General features: G+C 69.7%; 17 protein-coding genes. 2 read left to right on the forward strand and 15 right to left on the reverse strand.

Translation table 11 applies throughout. From position 1 onward, the window contains the following. Positions 1–218 precede the first annotated feature (218 nt). Positions 219–1,826 (forward strand): methyl-accepting chemotaxis protein, encoded by a 1,608-nt coding sequence (locus tag AAHB17_RS21325; protein ID WP_342132952.1) that lies wholly within the window; start codon positions 219–221, stop codon positions 1,824–1,826. Between the two features lie 106 nt (positions 1,827–1,932). Here the strand turns inward: AAHB17_RS21325 and AAHB17_RS21330 are convergent, their stop codons facing one another. Further along, entirely contained in the window at positions 1,933–3,588 is a 1,656-nt protein-coding gene (locus AAHB17_RS21330) for a flavin-containing monooxygenase (protein WP_342132953.1), read from the reverse strand. A 100-nt stretch (positions 3,589–3,688) separates the two neighbouring features. Further along, on the reverse strand, positions 3,689–6,352 hold the full coding sequence (locus AAHB17_RS21335) for a cation-translocating P-type ATPase (protein WP_342132954.1): 2,664 nt from the start codon (positions 6,350–6,352) through the stop codon (positions 3,689–3,691). Between the two features lie 22 nt (positions 6,353–6,374). Between AAHB17_RS21335 and holA the strand changes: the two genes are divergently transcribed. Continuing rightward, the gene (gene holA / locus AAHB17_RS21340) at positions 6,375–7,427 is read left to right on the forward strand and encodes a DNA polymerase III subunit delta (RefSeq protein WP_342132955.1); all 1,053 of its coding nucleotides are present in this window, start codon (positions 6,375–6,377) and stop codon (positions 7,425–7,427) included. On the opposite strand, the gene AAHB17_RS21345 is transcribed toward holA, so the two are convergent. From AAHB17_RS21345 to AAHB17_RS21405, 13 genes are all read right to left on the reverse strand, one after another. Continuing rightward, the gene (locus AAHB17_RS21345; RefSeq protein ID WP_342132956.1) at positions 7,428–8,399 is read right to left on the reverse strand and encodes an alpha/beta hydrolase; all 972 of its coding nucleotides are present in this window, start codon (positions 8,397–8,399) and stop codon (positions 7,428–7,430) included. Continuing rightward, positions 8,390–8,899: a type VI secretion system tube protein Hcp gene (locus AAHB17_RS21350; protein ID WP_342132957.1), complete on the reverse strand. Its 510-nt coding sequence runs from the start codon at positions 8,897–8,899 to the stop codon at positions 8,390–8,392. Before AAHB17_RS21350 ends, AAHB17_RS21345 begins: the two co-directional genes overlap by 10 nt. Positions 8,900–9,023: 124 nt before the next feature. Beyond that, positions 9,024–9,890, reverse strand: coding sequence for an alpha/beta hydrolase (locus AAHB17_RS21355; RefSeq protein WP_342132959.1), 867 nt, complete (start codon positions 9,888–9,890; stop codon positions 9,024–9,026). A gap of 2 nt (positions 9,891–9,892) precedes the next feature. After that, positions 9,893–10,603, reverse strand: coding sequence for an ABC transporter ATP-binding protein (locus AAHB17_RS21360; protein ID WP_342132960.1), 711 nt, complete (start codon positions 10,601–10,603; stop codon positions 9,893–9,895). Between the two features lie 7 nt (positions 10,604–10,610). Further along, positions 10,611–11,369 (reverse strand): ABC transporter ATP-binding protein, encoded by a 759-nt coding sequence (locus tag AAHB17_RS21365; protein WP_342132961.1) that lies wholly within the window; start codon positions 11,367–11,369, stop codon positions 10,611–10,613. Further along, positions 11,366–12,352: a branched-chain amino acid ABC transporter permease gene (locus tag AAHB17_RS21370; RefSeq protein WP_342132962.1), complete on the reverse strand. Its 987-nt coding sequence runs from the start codon at positions 12,350–12,352 to the stop codon at positions 11,366–11,368. Before AAHB17_RS21370 ends, AAHB17_RS21365 begins: the two co-directional genes overlap by 4 nt. Continuing rightward, entirely contained in the window at positions 12,349–13,269 is a 921-nt protein-coding gene (locus AAHB17_RS21375; RefSeq protein ID WP_342132963.1) for a branched-chain amino acid ABC transporter permease, read from the reverse strand. Before AAHB17_RS21375 ends, AAHB17_RS21370 begins: the two co-directional genes overlap by 4 nt. Positions 13,270–13,376: 107 nt before the next feature. Further along, complete coding sequence (locus AAHB17_RS21380; RefSeq protein WP_342132964.1) at positions 13,377–14,543, reverse strand: ABC transporter substrate-binding protein; 1,167 nt, start codon at positions 14,541–14,543, stop codon at positions 13,377–13,379. Positions 14,544–14,639: 96 nt separating this feature from the next. Then, positions 14,640–15,191, reverse strand: coding sequence for a 3-hydroxyanthranilate 3,4-dioxygenase (locus AAHB17_RS21385; RefSeq protein ID WP_342132966.1), 552 nt, complete (start codon positions 15,189–15,191; stop codon positions 14,640–14,642). Between the two features lie 35 nt (positions 15,192–15,226). Continuing rightward, positions 15,227–16,054 (reverse strand): aspartate dehydrogenase, encoded by an 828-nt coding sequence (locus AAHB17_RS21390; RefSeq protein ID WP_342132967.1) that lies wholly within the window; start codon positions 16,052–16,054, stop codon positions 15,227–15,229. Continuing rightward, positions 16,051–16,617: a CoxG family protein gene (locus tag AAHB17_RS21395; RefSeq protein WP_342132968.1), complete on the reverse strand. Its 567-nt coding sequence runs from the start codon at positions 16,615–16,617 to the stop codon at positions 16,051–16,053. Before AAHB17_RS21395 ends, AAHB17_RS21390 begins: the two co-directional genes overlap by 4 nt. Next, positions 16,614–17,420 (reverse strand): FAD binding domain-containing protein, encoded by an 807-nt coding sequence (locus AAHB17_RS21400; protein ID WP_342132970.1) that lies wholly within the window; start codon positions 17,418–17,420, stop codon positions 16,614–16,616. The genes AAHB17_RS21395 and AAHB17_RS21400 overlap by 4 nt, the downstream gene beginning before the upstream one ends. Then, positions 17,417–17,905, reverse strand: coding sequence for a (2Fe-2S)-binding protein (locus tag AAHB17_RS21405; protein WP_342132971.1), 489 nt, complete (start codon positions 17,903–17,905; stop codon positions 17,417–17,419). The genes AAHB17_RS21400 and AAHB17_RS21405 overlap by 4 nt, the downstream gene beginning before the upstream one ends. Position 17,906: the final 1 nt, after the last annotated feature.

Genomic DNA, 17,906 nt, shown 5'->3' on the forward strand with positions numbered 1-17,906 from the left:
GGGGCGGGGGCCCGCGGCCCGCCCCCCCCCCCCCCCCCCCCCCCCCCCACGACCGGGACGAGGACTGAGAACCCACGCACCCGGGGCTGCCTTGTTGCCGTCCGGCAACATTTGATTTTTTTCAATAAAAGTCAAATGGCAAATATGATTCTGCGTCACACTGTGTCAGACCACCCGACCTGGTGCGAGGTCCACTGTCACATCGAAGGAGCTTTGCCATGCGCCTGACCAACATGACGATCAAGACCCGGCTGGCGCTGGCCTTCGGGCTGCTCACGCTGCTGTTTGTGGTGGTGTCCGCCCTGGCGCTCAGGGCCCTGAACGAAGGCAACACCCGTTTCGAGAACTACATCAACGGCGTCAACGCGCGTGCCGCCAAGGCCGCCCAGGTGCAGACGTCGGTGGATCTGCGGGCCATTGCCGCGCGCAACCTGGTGCTGGTGACCACGCCCCAGGACATGGCGGAGGAAAAGGCCAACGTCACCCAGGCCCATGAGGCCGTGACACGCCACATGCGCGATCTCAAGGCCATGTCCACGGCGGTCGATGTGTCGCCGCAGGCGCGTCAGCTGATCGAAAAACTCGACGCCATCGAGGCGCAGTACGCGCCGGTCGCGCTCCAGATCGTCGGCCTGGCGCTGGAGGGCAACAAGATCGAAGCGATCGAACGGATGAACCGCGACTGTCGGCCTCTGCTGGCCGCGCTGGGCAAGGTCGCCACCGAGTACTCGACCCTGACCGCGGCCAACAGCAAGCGGCTCGTTGACGCTGCGAGCGACGACTACGCGCGCCAGCGCAATGTCCTGGTGGGGGTCTGCCTGCTGGTGCTGGTGGCGGCGGCCGTGGCCGGGATGCTGCTGACGCGGGCCATCGTGCGTCCCATCGCCGAGGCGGTGGGCGTGGCGCAGAAGGTGGCGGGCGGTGACCTGACCTCGCGCATCGAGGTGCAGAGCAACAACGAAACCGGCCAGCTGCTGTCGGCCCTGCGCGCCATGCAGTCGCAGTTGGTGGACCTGGTGACGTCGGTGCGCAACGGCTCCGAATCCGTGGCCACGGCCTCGCAGCAGATCGCCTCCGGCAACAGCGACCTGTCGGGCCGGACCGAGCAGCAGGCCAGCGCGCTGCAGCAGACCTCGTCCTCCATGGAGCAGTTGGGGACCACCGTGAAGCAGAACGCCGACAACGCGCTGCAGGCCAACCGCCTGGCGCAGGCGGCGTCGAGCGTGGCCGTGTTGGGCGGCGAGGTGGTGTCCCAGGTGGTGGACACCATGAAGGGCATCAACGACAGCTCGCGCAGAATCGCCGACATCATCAGCGTGATCGACGGCATCGCCTTCCAGACCAACATCCTGGCGCTGAACGCGGCGGTGGAGGCGGCGCGCGCGGGTGAGCAGGGCCGGGGTTTCGCGGTGGTGGCCGGCGAGGTGCGCAGTCTGGCACAGCGCAGTGCGGCGGCGGCCAAGGAGATCAAGGACCTGATCAGCGACAGCGTGAGCCGGGTGGCCCAGGGCAGCGCGCTGGTGGACAAGGCGGGCAGCACCATGACCGAGGTGGTGGGCAGCATCCGGCGGGTGACGGACATCATGGCCGAGATCAGCGCCGCCAGCAGCGAGCAGAGCCAGGGGGTGAACCAGGTGGGTCACGCCGTCACCCACATGGATCGGGCCACGCAGCAGAACGCGGCCCTGGTGGAGGAAATGGCCGCCGCCGCGTCCAGCCTCAATTCGCAGGCGGCGGAACTGGTCCGCATGGTGTCGGTGTTCAAGCTCGACCCGGGGCACGCGATGTCGGCGTCCGGCGCGCCCCGGCTGGGCTTCAGCGCCTGAGCCACCAGGAGCCTGGCCTGGTCGATGAGATCGGGCAACGAGGCGATGCCGGCATCGACGCTGATCGACCATCTGCGCGCGCGAACGCCCTGACGGGCCTGGACGCTCAGGCCGTCACGGCTTCCTCGGCGCGTTCAAAGGCGAAGCCGCGGTAACCGTCGTTCACCGCCGCGGCGCAGTACTCGCGGTACTTCTGGAAGCCGCCGGTGAACAGCGTGAGCCCCTGGGGCTTGTCCTTGACGTTGGCGCCCACGTACCAGGTCTTGGCCTTGGTCAGCAGGGTGCGCTGCGACAGCGCGTAGACGATGTCCATCCAGTTCTGTTCCGCTTCCGCTGTCGGCTCCATGGTCGCCAAGCCGTTGCGTTCCATGTGGACCATGGCCGCCGCGATCCAGTCGACATCGTGTTCGCTGATGCGGATGATGTTGGCCAGTGCCGCCGGGCCGTTGGGGCCGGTGGTCATGTAGAGGTTGGGGAAGCCCGCCATCATGAGGCCCAGGTGCGAACGCGCGCCGTTCTTCCAGTGGGCGTTGACGGTGTGTCCGTCGCGGCCGACCACGTCGAAAGCCATCAGGGCGCCGGTCAGGCCGTCGTAGCCGGTGGCCAGGATGAGCATGTCCAGTTCGACCTCGCCCGACGCGGTGCGCACGCCCTTCTCGGTGACCTCCAGGATGGGGTCCTTGAACAGGTCCACCAGGTGCACGTTGGGCTGGTTGTAGGTTTCGTAGTAGCTGCTGTCCAGGCAGGGGCGGCGCGCGAAGATGGGGTAGTCGCGCGGCTTGAGCGCCTCGGCCGTGGCCGGGTCGTTCACCACCTCGCCGATCTTGCCGCGAACGAACTCGGCCACGTGTTCGTTGGCCTCCTCGTTGGACATCAGATCGGCGAAGGTGCCCAGCATGGCCAGGCCGCCGTTTTTCCAGGCATCTTCCAGCAGCTGCTGACGCTGTGCCGGCGTGACGCTGAAGAAAGCCCGGGTGGATTGCGGGCGCAGGCCACCGACCGCGCTGTTGCGCGCGATCTCGCGCATGGCGGGGTAGTTGCGCTTGACCTCGGCCACGTAGTCGGCCTCCAGCGGCTGGTTGCGCATCGGCATGGTGAAACTGGGCGTGCGCTGGAACACGAACAGTTCGCCCGCCGTCTTGCCCACCTCCTGCACGATCTGGATGCCGGTGGAGCCGGTGCCGATCACGCCCACGCGCTGGCCTTCGAAGGCGACTGGCTCGTGGGGCCACTTGGCGGCGCGCAGCAGCCGGCCCTTGAAGCGGTCGAGGCCGGGGATGTCGGGGTCGCGGGGGATGGACAGCGGGCCCGTCGCCATGATGCAGTGGGTGGCCTCGACGGTGTCGCCACGGTCGGTCTTCACGACCCACAGCTTGCGCGCCTCGTCCCAGGTGGCCTGGGTCACGCGGGTGTTGAACTGGATGTGCTTGCGCAGGTCCAGCCGGTCGGCCACGAAGTTGATGTACTTCAGCAGCTCGGGCTGGGCGGCAAACTGCTCCGACCAGGTCCATTCCTGTTCGATTTCGGGCGAGAAGGAGAAGCTGTAGTCGACGCTGGGCAGATCGACGCGCGCGCCCGGGTAGCGGTTCCAGTACCAGACGCCACCCACATCGCCGCCCGCCTCGAAGCCCTGGATCTTCAGGCCCATCTCGCGGAACTTGTAGACGGCGTACATGCCGCCGAAACCGGCCCCGACGATGACCACGTCGAGCCGCTGGACCTCGGCGGTGGGGGAAGCTGCGGGAATCTGTGCGTTTGGCATGTTTGTCTCCTGTGTGGCACTGGGATGCGATCATGCCAACCGACCGGCAGGTAATCAAGATATTCTTCGTATGTGTGAATCAACATCACATATGTGTTTTTCAGGCGATCACCTTGGCCTGGCCGCGGCGCTGGCGGCGCCAGGCTTTCTCGATTTCCACCACCACGCCCACCACGGCGGCGGCGCCCAGGCAGATCAGCAGCTCGGGCAGGTCCAGCGGCTCGGTCTTGAAGATGGGGTTGAGCCAGGGCACGTAGAGGGTGGACATCTGCAGCGCGAAGGTCAGCAGCACAGCGCCCAGCAGCGGGCGGTTGCTCAGCAGCCCCTGGCGCCACAGCGATTCGGTTTCGGAGCGAATGGCCAGCACGTGCGCCATCTGCGACAGCGTGAGCACGGTGAACACCATGGTCTGCCAGTGCGCGTGGCCGGTGTGCAGGGCCCAGGCCTGCACCGCCAGGCACAGGGCACCGATCAGCAGGCCCACGCCCAGGATGTGCTGCCACATGCCGTGGGCGAACAGGCTCTCGTCGGGGGCGCGCGGCGGGCGTTGCATCACGCCGCGTTCGGCCGGTTCGGCCGCCAGGGCCAGGCCGGGCAGGCCGTCGGTGACCAGGTTCACCCACAGGATGTGGATGGGCAGCAGCGGGATGGGCAGCATCAGCAGCGGTGCCAGGAAAATCGTCCAGACCTCGCCCGAGTTGCCGGTCATGGCGTAGCGCACGAACTTGCGGATGTTGTCGTAGATGCGGCGGCCTTCGCGCACCGCCGCCACGATGGTGGCGAAGTTGTCGTCCAGCAGCACCAGGCTGGCCGCCTCGCGGGCCACGTCGGTACCGCCTTTGCCCATGGCCACGCCGATGTCGGCGCGCTTGAGCGCGGGCGCGTCGTTGACGCCGTCGCCGGTCATGGCGACAAAGCCGCCGCGCGCCTGCAAGGCCTCCACGATGCGGATCTTCTGCGCCGGGTCCACCCGGGCATAGATCCGCACGCGGCCCACGCGCTCGCGCAGCGTGAGGTCGTCCAGCGTGGCCAGGTCGGCGCCGGTCAGCACCTCGCCGTTGTCCGGGCCGACGATGCCCAGGCGCTGGGCGATGGCGCGCGCGGTGGCAGGGTGGTCGCCGGTGATCATGACGGGCGTGATGCCGGCGGTGATGCAGTCCGCCACGGCGGCGCGGGCCTCCGGGCGGGGCGGGTCGATCAGCGCGATCAGGCCCAGCAGCGCGAGTTCGCTCTCCACGGCGTCCAGGCTGTTGGTGTCGGGCAGCCGCGGGTGCTCGCGCCGCGCCAGTGCCAGCACGCGCAGGCCTTGTTCGGCCATCGCCTGTGCCTGGCCCAGCCAGCGGGCCCGGTCCAGCGGCTGGGGGCCATCGGGCCGCCACTGCGTGCCGCAGCGCGGCAGCACCGATTCGGGCGCGCCCTTGGTGTAGGCCACAAAACCCGTGCCCTGGCCGGCCGCGGCAGGGTGGAAGGTGGTCATGCGCTTGCGCACCGAGTCGAAGGGCTGCTCCTGCACCCGCGGCTGCTGCCGGTCCAGCGCGGCCTTGTCCAGGCCGGCGGCGTGGGCGGCCAGCACCAGCGCGGTTTCGGTCGGGTCGCCCAGCCAGCCGCTGCCGTCGGCGCCTGGGCGGGCGTCGTTGCACAGCAGGGCGGCGCGCAGGGCTTCGCGGTGTTCCTCGCCCGGCAGCGCGTCGCCTGGCAACCAGGTGGCGTCCAGCGCCAGCAGGCGTTCGGCGCTCATGCGGTTCTGGGTCAGGGTGCCGGTCTTGTCCGAGCAGATGGTGGTGACCGAGCCCAGCGTCTCCACCGACGGCAGGCGGCGCACCAGCGCGTGCACGGACACCATGCGGCGCGCGCCCAGGGCCAGCAGCACCGTCACCACCGCGGGCAGGGCCTCGGGGATGGCGGCCACGGCCAGGCTGATGGCGGTCAACGCCATCAGCAGGGGCGATTCGCCGCGCAGCACGCCCACCCCAAAGATCACCGCGCAGATGGCCAGCACGGCCAGGGCCAGCCGCTGGCCAAAGGCCGCCAGGCGCCGCTGCAGCGGGGTGCTGCGCTCGTCCTGGTCCAGCAGCTGCGCCACGCGGCCCAGCTCGGTGACCATGCCGGTGGCCACCACCAGGCCACGGGCGCGGCCGTGGGTGGCGGTGGTGCCCTTGAAGGCCATGTTGAGCCGGTCGCCCAGGGCCTGGCCATCGCCTTCGGCCAGGGGGGCGCTGTGTTTGGCCACGCTGACCGATTCGCCGGTGAGCGCCGATTCGTCCACCTGCAGCTGGGCGATGTCCAGCAGCCGCAGGTCGGCCGGCACCTGGTTGCCCGCCTCCAGCAGCACGATGTCGCCCGGCACCAGTTGCGTGGCCGGCAGCGTGTGCACCTGGCCGTCGCGCAGCACGGTGGCCTGCGCGGCCGCGAGCTGGCGCAGCGCGGCCAGGGCACGGTCGGCGCGCCAGCTCTGCACAAAGCCGATCACCGCGTTGAGCAGCACGATGACCAGGATCACCAGTGTGTCGGTGAGGTCGCCGATCAGGCCCGAGATCACCGCGGCGGCCAGCAGCACCAGCACCATGAAATCCTTGAACTGCTCCAGCAGCAGGGCCAGGGGGCCACGCTGTGCCTGCGCCGCCAGCTCGTTGGGGCCGTGTTGGGCGGCGCGGGCCTGGGCTTCGGCGCTGGCCAGGCCACTGGCCGGATCGACGCCGTGGGCCTGAGCGGCGGCGCCCGCCTCGTGCTGGTGCCAGGGGGTGTGGGCCGGACGTTCGTGCATCGGCCTACGATAATCCTTTCCCATGCAAGTCCCATCGGCCCAGATCGCCCAGCACCTTCAGCGTGGCCTCAAAAGCCTCTACACGCTGTACGGCGACGAACCCCTGCAGCAGCAGGAGTGCGCCGACGCCCTGCGCCGCGCGGCCCGCGCGGCCGGCTACACCGACCGCAGCGTGTTCACGGTGGCCGGTGCCCATTTCGACTGGAGCGAGGTGCTGGCTGCCGGCGGTTCGCTGAGCCTGTTCGCCGACAAGCAGATCGTCGAGATCCGCATCCCCTCGGGCAAACCTGGCAAGGACGGTTCGCAGGCGCTGCAGCAGCTGGCCGAGGCCGCCCGTGGCAACGACAGCGTGCTGACCCTGGTCTACCTGCCACGCCTGGACAGCGCCACCCAGAAGGGGGCGTGGTTCGGCGCGCTGGACGCCCATGGCGTCACGGTGCGCACCGACCCGGTGGAGCGCCAGGCCCTGCCGCAGTGGATTTCGCAGCGGCTGCAAGCCCAGGGCCAGCGGGTGCAGGCCGGTGAGGCGGGCCAGCGCACGCTGCAGTTTTTTGCCGACCGGGTGGAGGGCAACCTGCTGGCCGCCCACCAGGAAATCCAGAAGCTGGGCCTGCTGTTCCCCGAGGGCGAGCTGGACTTCGACCAGGTGGAGAACGCGGTGCTCAACGTGGCCCGCTACGACGCCTTCAAGCTGGCCGAGGCGGTGCTGGGCGGGCAGCCGCTGCGCGCCCAGCGCATGCTGGACGGCCTGCAGGCCGAGGGCGAGGCCCCGGTGCTGGTGCACTGGGCGCTGGCCGAGGACGTGCGCACCCTGCACCGCGTCAAGCAGGCCATGGTGGACGGCAAGCCCCTGCCCATGGCCTTGCGCGAGAACCGCGTCTGGGGTGCCAAGGAAAAGCTCATGGAGCGGGTGCTGCCGCGCCTGACCCAGGCCCAGCTGTCGGCCATGCTGCAGGACGCCCACCGCGTGGACGGCATCGTCAAGGGCTTGAAGGTGCCCGAGTGGCCCACCGATGCCTGGCAGGCCCTGCACCGGCTGGCCATGGGCGTGTGCCTGGCCTGCGCGGCGCGCTGATCAGGGCCGCAGCGCCCGCCGCAGCGCATCGGCGCACAGCGCCACCGCCTCGCTGGCCTCGTCGATCACGCGGCCCATGGGCACGAAGCCGTGGACCTGGCGCTCGAAGCTGATCAGCGAGGTGGGCACGCCGGCGCGGCTCAGGCGCTGGGCGTAGGCCACGCCCTCGTCGCGCAGCGGGTCGAAGCCGGCCACCAGCACCAGGGCCGGCGGCAGCCCAGCCACCGATTCCGCCAGCAGGGGCGAGGCGCGCCAGTCGCGGTGGTCCCGCGCGTCGGGGATGTAGTGCCCCAGGAACCAGGTGATGGTGTCGCTGGTGAGCAGGTAGCCCTGGCCGTTGCGCCGGTGCGAGTCGGCCGCGCGGGTCATGTCGGTCGCGGGGTAGATCAGCAGCTGCCAGGCGATGGCCACCTCGCCCACCGTGAAACCGGCCAGGCCGTCGCGCGCGGCCAGCGTCACGGTCGCGGCGAGTTGGCCACCGGCGCTGTCGCCGCCCACGGCCAGGCGGGCAGGGTCCAGCCGCAGTTCGGCCGCGTGCCGCGCCACCCAGCGCGTGGCGGCCACACAGTCGTGCACGGCGGCCGGGAACACGTGTTCGGGGCCCATGCGGTAGTCCACCGCCACCACGGCGCAGCCCGAGGCCAGGGCCAGCTGGCGGCACAGGGTGTCGTGGGTGTCCAGGTCGCCGATCACCCAGCCGCCGCCGTGAAAGTACACCAGCACCGGGCGCGGTGAGGTGGCCTCGCCGTGGCGGTACAGGCGCAGCGGGATGGGGCCGTGTGGGCCTTCGGCCACGAGGTCGCGCACCTCGTCCAGCATGGGCGGCGCCGGCTGGCTCAGGTGGCGCCGCTCCAGGTAGAAGCGGCGGGCGTCCGCCACGCTCAGCGTGTGGGTGGGCGGAATGCCCCGCTCTTCGAGCAGGGCGAGCAGGGCCTGTGTCTGGGGATGGAGTGTGCCCTGGCTCACTGGCATGAAGTGTTCGAGGCGATGTCGTAGCAGAACGTGGCACCGCCCACGGTGTAGCGGATGCGGGCGAAGTTCAGGCTGATGTTTTCGGTCTGGGCGTCGGCGCGCTGGACCTCGTTGCCACCGGTCGAGTAGCTGCTGATCAGCACGTCCTCGAGTTCCAGCACCAGCAGGCCCCGCTTGAAGGTGACGGAGGGCAGGTGGGTGCCGGCCGCCAGCGCGGTGACGAAGCTGGGCGACAGCGCATCGCTGTAGCGGGTGAAGCTCATGTCCTGGAAGTTGGCCTTGCCGGCGCCCCCGCCGCCGCCCGACTGGGCGCTGCCGCTGTGCGAAGCACCCCATGACCAGGCCAGCACCGGCGTCGTGTCGGCGCCGATGGTCAGCGACATGGTGATGCCTGCCGACTGGCTGGGGTTGTTGCCGGCCCGACCCGACTGCGCCAGCACCGGCGCCGCCAGCAGACAGGCCAGCGTGCCGCCGACCAGCCACTTGTTGCACGTCTTCATGGGAACACCTCATGGGTACATGGCCGTCCGGCCGGGACGAGCAGGGTAGGCCCGCGCATGCACCTTGTCAATTGCCCCTCCGCGCACGTCTGGCGCGGTCCCCAGGGCGGTTCTGGCCCGGGTGTCAGCGGGCGAACAAGGGCCAGGTCGCCTGGCTCAGGGCGCTGTCGGGGTCCATCCAGTCCAGGATGATGTCGAAGTGGTTGCGTCCGGCCACCTCCAGCGACTGGGTCGGGCAGCCGTGGGTGGCGCAGGCCTGGGCGTAGTCGCGGGACTGGCGCTTGAACTCGCCGGTGTCGGTCTCGGCCACCGCCACACACAGGCGCGTGCCGGGCGCGGGCAGGTCGTGTTGGGGGCTCAGCGCGCGGGCGCCGGCCTCGTCCAGTTGGAGCCAGTCGTTGGGCCGGGTCCGTTGCACGGGCGCCAGGTCGAACAGACCGCTGACCAGCACCGCGCCACGCACTACGCCGGGCGCGATGCCGTGGGCCGCCAACGCGGCCGGCGACAGCATGGCGGCCGCCAGGTGGCCACCGGCCGAACTGCCGGCCAGCACGATGTGGCTGGTGTCTATGCCGTGGGCCGCGCCATGGGCGTGCAGCCAGCCCAGGCCACGCCGGCACTGGGCCACGATCTCGGCCAGCGGTGCCTGGGGCGACAGCGTGTAGTTGAGCGAGGCCACGGCGATGCCGCGTTCGGTGAAGCAGCGCGCCATGAAGACCGAGTCCTCCTTGGCCAGGGCGCGCCAGTAGCCACCGTGCACGAAGACGAACAGCGGCGCGTCCCTGCGACCGGGCACGGGGAAGAGGTCCAGGCGCTCGTCGGGGTGGGGGCCGTAGGCGATGTCGCGCACGCAGGGCAGCGCGTACATGGGCGTGGACTGCGCGCGGTAGTCGCGCAGCAGCGCGTCCACGTCGGGCACGGTGGCGCGGGCGTTGTAGCCGCGCTCCAGTTCGTCGGCGCTCAGGCGGCGCCAGTCTTGTCCAGGCACCATGTTCACACCCCCAATGTGTCGTGAAGCATGTCTGGGTTGGTGCGCAGGCTGTCGGTGCTGCCCTGCCAGACGGTGCGGCCTTTTTCGAGGATGAAGTGGGTGTCGGCGATGCGCATCAGCGGGCCGATGTTCTTGTCGATCACCAGCACCGAGATGCCGGTGCTGCGCAGCGATTCCAGGCAGTGCCAGATCTCGGCGCGCACCAGCGGGGCCAGGCCTTCGGTGGCTTCGTCAAGGATGAGCAGGCGCGGGTTGGTCATGAGCGCGCGGCCGATGGCCAGCATCTGCTGTTCGCCACCCGAGAGGTTGGAGCCCAGGTTGCTGGCGCGCTCCTTCAGGCGAGGGAACAGGCCGTACACACGCTCCAGCGTCCACGGGTCCTTGCGGCCCAGGCGGTTGTGGGCGGTGGCGACCAGGTTCTCGTAGACCGTGAGGTTGGGGAAGACCTGGCGCTGCTCCGGCACCAGGCCGATGCCCAGACGCGCGATCTTGTACGAGGGCAGGCCCGTCACGTCCTGGCCGGCGAAGCTGATGCGCCCGGCGCGTGGGCCGCGTATGCCGGTGGCGGCGCCCACGGTGGTGGTCTTGCCCATGCCGTTGCGGCCCAGCAGGGTGGCGAACTCGCCTTCGGCGATGGCCAGCGAGACGCCGAACAGGGCCTGGGCGTCGCCGTAGTTGACCTCGATGTCCTCGATCTTGAGCAGGGTGTTCATGGCGCGCTCATGCCTCCATGGTTTCGTCGCCCAGGTAGGCGGTGCGCACATCGGCGTTGTCGCGGATCTCGTCCGGCGTGCCGCTGGCGATGATGCGGCCATAGACCAGCACCGAGATGCGGTCGGCCAGCGAGAACACGGCGTCCATGTCGTGTTCCACCAGCAGGATGGTGTAGCGGCCCTTCAAGCCGCGCAGCAGCTCCACCACCTTGCCCGACTCCTGGTGGCTCATGCCGGCCATGGGCTCGTCCAGCAGCAGCAGCTTGGGGTCGGCCACCAGCACCATGGCCAGCTCCAGCTGGCGGCGTTCGCCGTGCGCCAGTTCGGACACGCGGGTGTGCATGCGGTGTGTCAGCCCGGCCTGCGCGATGGTGCGCTGCGCCGGCTCCACCAGCTCGGCCTGCTTCAGCACCGGTGTCCAGCAGCCCAGGCTGTGGCCGCAGTGCGCCTGGCGCGCCAGGGCCACGTTTTCCAGCACGGTGAATTCGGGGAAGACCGAGGTGATCTGGTAGGAGCGTGCCAGTCCGCGCAGGGCGCGCGGTGCGGGCGACAGCGCGGTGATGTCTTCGCCGTTGAACTCGATGCGCCCGCTGTTGGGGAAGACCTCGCCGCCGAGCTGCCCGATCAGCGTGCTCTTGCCGGCGCCGTTGGGGCCGATGATGGCGTGCAGCTCGCCCGGCTGCAGCGCCAGCGACAGGTGGTCGGTGGCCAGCAGGCCGCCGTAGCGTTTGACCAGCTCGGTCACGTTCAGCAGTGGGGTGTTCATGGGCGCTCTCCCTGTGCCAGGGCCTGGGCCTGGCGGCGTTCCCGCCGCTCGTCGAAATCGAGCATGTAGCCGTAGAGCCCGCGCTTGGCGCTCAGCACCACCAGCACGATCAGCGGGCCCAGGATCAGCATCCAGTGTTCGGTGATGGCCTTGAGGATCTCCTCGGTGACCAGCAGGGTGAGCGCGCCCACCACCGGCCCCAGCACCGTGCCCATGCCGCCCAGCACCACCATCACGATGACCTCGCCCGACACCGTCCAGGCCAGGTAGGCCGGCGCGGCAAAGCCGGTCAGGTTGGCGTAGAGCAGGCCGGCCAGGCCACACAACACGCAGGACACCACGTAGGCCAGCAGCTTGTAGCGGGTGGTGGCAAAACCCATGGCCTTCATGCGCCGCTCGTTCACGCGGCAGCCCTGCAGCACCATGCCAAAACGCGCATGCACCAGGCGGTGCGACAGCAGCAGGGCCAGCAACAGCAGGGCCAGCGCGGTGTAGTACAGCGCCAGCGGCGAGCCCAGGTCCAGCGGGCCGAACTGGCTGCGCGTGCTGATGGACAGGCCGTCGTCGCCGCCGTACTGCTTGAGGCTCACGAACAGGAAATAGAACATCTGGGCGAAGGCCAGCGTGATCATGATGAAGGCCACGCCGGTGGTGCGCAGCGACACCAGGCCGGTGAGCAGGCCCACCACCGCACACAGGCCGACGGTGATCAGGAGCTGCAGCCAGCCGCTGTCGCTGCCGTGGTGCGCGGCGATGCCCACCACGTAGGCGCCCAGGCCCAGGTAGAGCGCGTGGCCGAAGCTGACCATGCCGCCGTAGCCGAGGATGAGGTTGAGGCTGATGGCGGCGATGCCGAACACCAGGACGCGGCTGACGAAGGTGATGGCGAACGGCTCGGCCGCCAGCTGCGCGTACAGCGGCACCAGCAGCAGCGCCAGCACCAGCAGCGCGGTGAACCAGAAGGAGAGGTGCCGGGTGTTCATGCGTTTTTCACCGGAAAAAGGCCCTGCGGCCTGAAGGCCAGCACCAGTGCCATGAAGATGGAGATCAGCATCGACGCCAGGGCCGGGCCGGCCGCCATCGCCGTGCTGCGGTCCAGGAACTCGCGCAGCAGCATGGGCAGGAAAGCGCGGCCCACGGTGTCGATCAGGCCGACGATCAGGGCCGAATAGAACGCACCGCGCACCGAGCCAATGCCGCCGATGACGATCACGATCATGGCCATGATGAGGATGGGCTCGCCCATGCCAGGCTGCACCGACAGGATGGGCCCGCTCATGAGGCCGGCCAGGCCGGCCAGCATGGCGCCCAGCGCAAACACCAGGGCGTTGAGCAACTGGATGTTGACGCCCAGCGCGGCCACGATGGTGGGGTTGCTGGAGCCGGCGCGGATCAACATGCCCACGCGCGTCTTGCTGATCAGCAGGTAACAGCCCAAGGCCACCAGCAGGCCGACCAGGATGATGACGAAGCGGTAGGCCGGGTACATGATGCCGCCCAGGTTGATGGCGCCGGACAGCCATTCGGGCATGTTCATGTAGACCGGCGAGGGACCCCAGACCATGCGCACCAGCTCGTTGAAGAAGAGGATGAGGCCGAAGGTGGCCAGCACCTGGTCGAGGTGGTCGCGGGTGTAGAGCCGTGCCGCCACCACGCGTTCCATCAGCAGGCCCAGCGCCGCCGAGCCCAGCAGGGCGGCCGCGCCGGCCAGCAGGAAGGAGTCGCTCAGGCCGTAGGCGAAAGCGGCGAAGTAGGCCCCCATCATGTAGAGGCTGCCGTGGGCCAGGTTGACGAAGTTCATGATGCCGAACACCAGCGTGAGGCCGGCCGACAGCATGAACAGCAGCACCCCGAGCTGCAGCCCGTTGAGCATCTGGATGACAAAGAGCGAAGGGCTCATGACGCACCTGTGATTCAAGAATGGCGTGTCTCACCCCAGGGTGGCCGCCGCTGCAAAAAAGGGCCGCCCTGTGGCGGGACGGCCCCTGCTCCGGAGCTGGCCTCAGCTCACTTCAGGGCGCATTCCTTGTGGTAGGCGTCGGCATGGTCTTTCAAGGCCACACCCTTGTTGACGAAGGCGGCCTGGCCCGATGCGTCCTTGGCCACGTCCACGCGGTAGAAGTTGCGGATCGGGAACTGGTTGTTGTTGAACTTGAAGGGGCCGGCCACCGACTTGAAGTCGGCCGCCTTGAGCGCGGTGCGCAGCGCCTCCTTGTTGTCGACCTTGCCGCCGGTCTTGGTCAGGGCCGAGTTCAGCAGCATGGCGGCGTCGTAGCTCTGGGCCGCGTACAGCGAGGGCGTGCGCTTGTACTTGGCCTGGAAATCGGCCACGAACTTCTTGTTCTGCGGGTTGTCGAGGTCGGGGCTGTAGGGCGAGCCGGTCACGGCGCCCAGGGCCAGGTCCTTGAGCGCGGGCAGGGTGGTGCCGTCGACGGTGGAGGTGGACAACATCGGGATCTTGCCCAGCAGGCCGGCCTGGCGGTACTGCTTGACGAAGTTCACGCCCATGCCGCCGGGGTAGAAGACGTAGATGGCGTCGGGTGCGGCGGCCTGCAGCTGGGCGATCTCGGCCGAGTAGTCGGGCTGGTTGACCTGGGTGTAGACCTCGTCGATCACCGTGCCCTTGTAGAAGCGCTTGAAGCCCGAGAGCGCGTCCTTGCCGGCCTGGTAGTTGGGCGCCAGCAGGTAGACCTTCTTGTAGCCGCTGTCGGTGGCGTGCTGGCCCATGGATTCGTGCAGCGAGTCGTTGTTCCACGAGGTGCTGAAGTACATCGGGCTGCAGCCCTTGCCGGTGATGGGCGTGGGGCCGGCGTTGGAGCCCAGCAGCAGCACGCCGGCGTCGGTGATGGGCTTGTGCACGGCCATCATGACGTTGGAGAAGGTCACGCCGGTGATGATGCTGACCTTGTCGCGCTCGATCAGCTTCTGTGCCAGCTGCACGCCCAGGTCGGGCTTGAGCTGGTCGTCCTCGCGGATCACCTGCACGGCCTGGCCGCCGAGTTTGCCGCCCGCGTGTTCGATGCCGAGCATGAAGGCGTCGTACTGGTCCTGGCCCAACGCGCCGGCGGGGCCGGACAAGGTGCCCAGGAAACCGATCTTGACCTGTGCCTGGGCGGCACCGCCCAGCGTCAACGCACCCATTGCCAGCATCACAGCGCTCAACGTCAACTTCATGGAATCACTCCTTGGATGAAAAACGGACCGGTCCGACGACCTGGATTTAGTTTAGGTTTAAATTAACGAAGCTTAATTGGTATAAACCCTGAAACTTCAATCCGAACGCAAGCGAGTTGCGTGCCAGGCCTGCCAGTCGCTGCCCGGATGCACCTCGCCGCAGCCCGGGCAGGTGCGCTCCGCGGGGGACGAGGCATAGAAGCGCTGGTAGATCGCCGGCAGATCCTCCACGATGCTGCTGAGCTGCAGCTCGGCCCGGTGCACCCGGGTGCCACAGGCGGCGCAGTACCACTCGAAGGCGTCCAGCGTGCCCTGCGGGCGTGGGAACTCGATCACCGTGCACAGGCTGCCCGGTTCGGGCCGCTGGGGCGAATGGCGCACGTGGGCGGGCAGCAGGAAGATGTCGCCCTCGTGCAGGTCGACCCGCTCGAACTTGCCGCGGTCGGCCACCAGCAGGTGGGCGTTGCCCCGGAACTGGTGGAAGTACTCTTCGAAGGGGTCGTCGTGGAAGTCGGAGCGCTGGTTGGGGCCGCCGACCACGGTGACGATCATGCCCGCGTCTTTCCAGATCTGCTGGTTGCCCACGGGCGGCTTGAGCAGGTGCTGGTGTTCGTCGATCCAGCGGGCGAAGTTGATGGGTTGTCGCATGGGGTCTCCTCGGGGTGAAGGGCTGTGAACGGGTCCTAGAGCGCCACGGCGGCACGGCGTCGCAGCAGGGTGTGCAGGGCGCTGTGCGCGGTGATCTGCGAGGTGCGCGGGTTCTGCGGGTCGGGCCGGTTGATCAGGCGCAGTGTGAGCTGGCCGGCCGCGCCCTGCGCCTCGACCTCGTGCACGTTGTCGCGCACGCCGGGGTCGGCCCAGAGCTCGACCCGGGTCAGGTCCAGGCCCAGCGTGGCCAGGCCCACGGTGGCGGCGACGTTGGCGTTGAGCGGGAACAGCGTGGCGGCCTCGCGCGCGCTGCCACGGAAGAAGCAGGTGGCGGCCTGCAGCGAGGCGAGGTCGACCCGCTCGGCCGCCGCCGTGCCCAGCCAGGCCTGGGGCGGCTTGCGCCCGCGGTAGGTCACCTCGTCCAGGCCGGCGCTGTGGGCCGCGCCCAGCCAGTCCAGGCCGCCGATGGCGCCCGACACCAGCTGCACCTGGCAGGCGCCGGCGCGGGCGGCGGCGTCCAGTCGGGCCAGGCGCGCCGCATCGGCCAGCGAGCCCACCGACACCAACACCAGGTCGCAGCCGCCGCGCAGCACAGTCTCGACGTGGGCATCCACCGCCTGGTGGCCGGCACATTCCACCACCACGTCGGGCCGGCAGGCCAGCAGCGCGGCCGCGTCCGCCACCAGCAGGGGGGCCAGCGCCGGCACGTCGCGCGCGCCCTGGGCGGCGTCAAACACGAGCGCGCCCACCAGCTCGAAGGCGTCGGGTCGTGCCAACAGCATGGCCGCCAGGCGCTGGCCGATGGCGCCCAGGCCGATCAATGCGACACGCTGGCGGGCGGCCGCTTGTGGCGCGGCGCTCATCGGGCAAACCACCAGATCAACAGCGCACCACCACCCAGCAGGGCGGCCACCCACAGGCTGTCGGGCACGGCCGGGCGCGGCGGCGTGGCGGGGCTGGATGCCGGCGCCGCCTCGGCTGGGGTGCTGGCCAGCTGTGCCGCAAAACGCTGGAAGAAGTCCTCGCTCATCTTGCGCACCGAACCTTCGATCAGCCGCGCACCGAGCTGGGCCAGTTTGCCGCCCACCTGGGCGTCGGCCTGCCAGTCCAGCCGGGTTTCGGTGGCCGACACGGCGGTCAGCGCGACCCGGGCCTCGCCCTTGCCAAAACCGGCCACGCCGCCCTGGCCCGAAAACCGCAGGGTGCAGGCCGTGGGCGGTGCCATGTCCAGCAGGCTCATGGTGCTGCTGAAGCGGGCCGAGACCGGCCCGATGCTGACCTTGACGCTGCTGGCGTAGTCGGTCTCGCTGGTGCGCTCGAACTTGTCGCAGCCGGCGATGCTCTGGCGCAGCACCTCGGGGTCGAGCAGGGCGTCCCAGACGCGCTGTTGCGGTTGGTTCAGAACCTGTGTGCCTTGGAAGTTCATGGTGTGGATGTCAGGTGTTGCAACACGGCGCGGCGTGTCAGCACGCCGGCCAGGTGGGCGCGGTAGGCGGCGCTGGCGTGCAGGTCGGTGCCCGCGCGTTCGGGGCTCAGCGTCAGGGCGCCGAGCACGGCGGGGTCAAAGCGGGCCGACAGCGCGGCCTCGGCCTCGGTCCAGCGGCACACGCCGTGGCCCAGGCCGGTGATGGCCACACGCACGCCGTCGGCCGCACGTGCCACCGCGACGCCGGTGAGCGCAAATCGCGAGGCCGGCTGTTCGAACTTGAGGTAGTGCAGCCGCGGCGCCATCGGGAAGCGCAGGCCCAGCAGCACCTCGTCGGGCTCCAGCGCGGTGCTGAACATGCCCTGGAAAAAATCGTCGGCGCTCAGGCTGCGGCGGTCGGTGACGACCGTCGCGCCCAGGGCCAGCACGCCGGCGGGCCAGCAGGCGGCGGGGTCGGCGTTGGCGATGGAGCCGCCCAGCGTGCCGCGGTTGCGCACCTGCTGGTCGGCGATGCCGGCGGCCAGCCGCGCCAGGCCGGGCAGGCGCTGGCGCACCAGGGGCGAGGCGGCGATGCTGGCGTGGGTGCACATGGCGCCCACCCACAGCTGGGCGCCGTCCTCGCGCAGGCCCTGCAGCTCGGGCAGGGCCTGCAGGTCGATCAGCAGCGAAGGCGCGGCCAGGCGCAGGCGCATGGCGGCCAGCAGGGTCTGGCCGCCGGCCAGCAGCTTGGCGTCGGGTTCTTCGCGCAGCCAGGCCACGGCGTCGGCCACGCGGCTGGCGCGGCGGAAATCCAGTGTGCTCATGCCAGGCGCTCCGGCGCGGCGCGCATCTGGCGCAGGCCCTGGCACACGGCGGTGACGATGCCGCCGTAGCCGGTGCAGCGGCACAGGTTGCCGCAGAGCGCGTGGCGCACGGCCTCCGGTTCGGCCGGCACGTCTTCGTCGGCCATGGCCACGGCGCGCATCACCATGCCGGGCGTGCAGTAGCCACACTGCAGCGCGTGGTGCTGGCCAAAGGCCTGTTGCATGGGGTGCAGCGTGCCATCGGGCGCGGCCAGGTCCTCGATGCTGCGCACCGAAGCGCCTTCGAGCTGGCGCACCAGCACGTTGCACGACTTCTGCGCCAGACCGTTCACCACCACGGTGCAGGCACCACATTGGGCCGTGTCGCAACCGGCGTGGGTGCCGTTCAGGCCCAGCTGCTCGCGCAGCAGCTCAAGCAATGTTTGCGACGGGTCGACGCCACCCACCACCGGCTGGCCGTTGACGCTCAGGGAGACGCCGGTCATG

Origin of the sequence: Hydrogenophaga sp. OTU3427, from assembly GCF_038440225.1 — a bacterium.
Lineage (GTDB): Bacteria > Pseudomonadota > Gammaproteobacteria > Burkholderiales > Burkholderiaceae_C > Hydrogenophaga.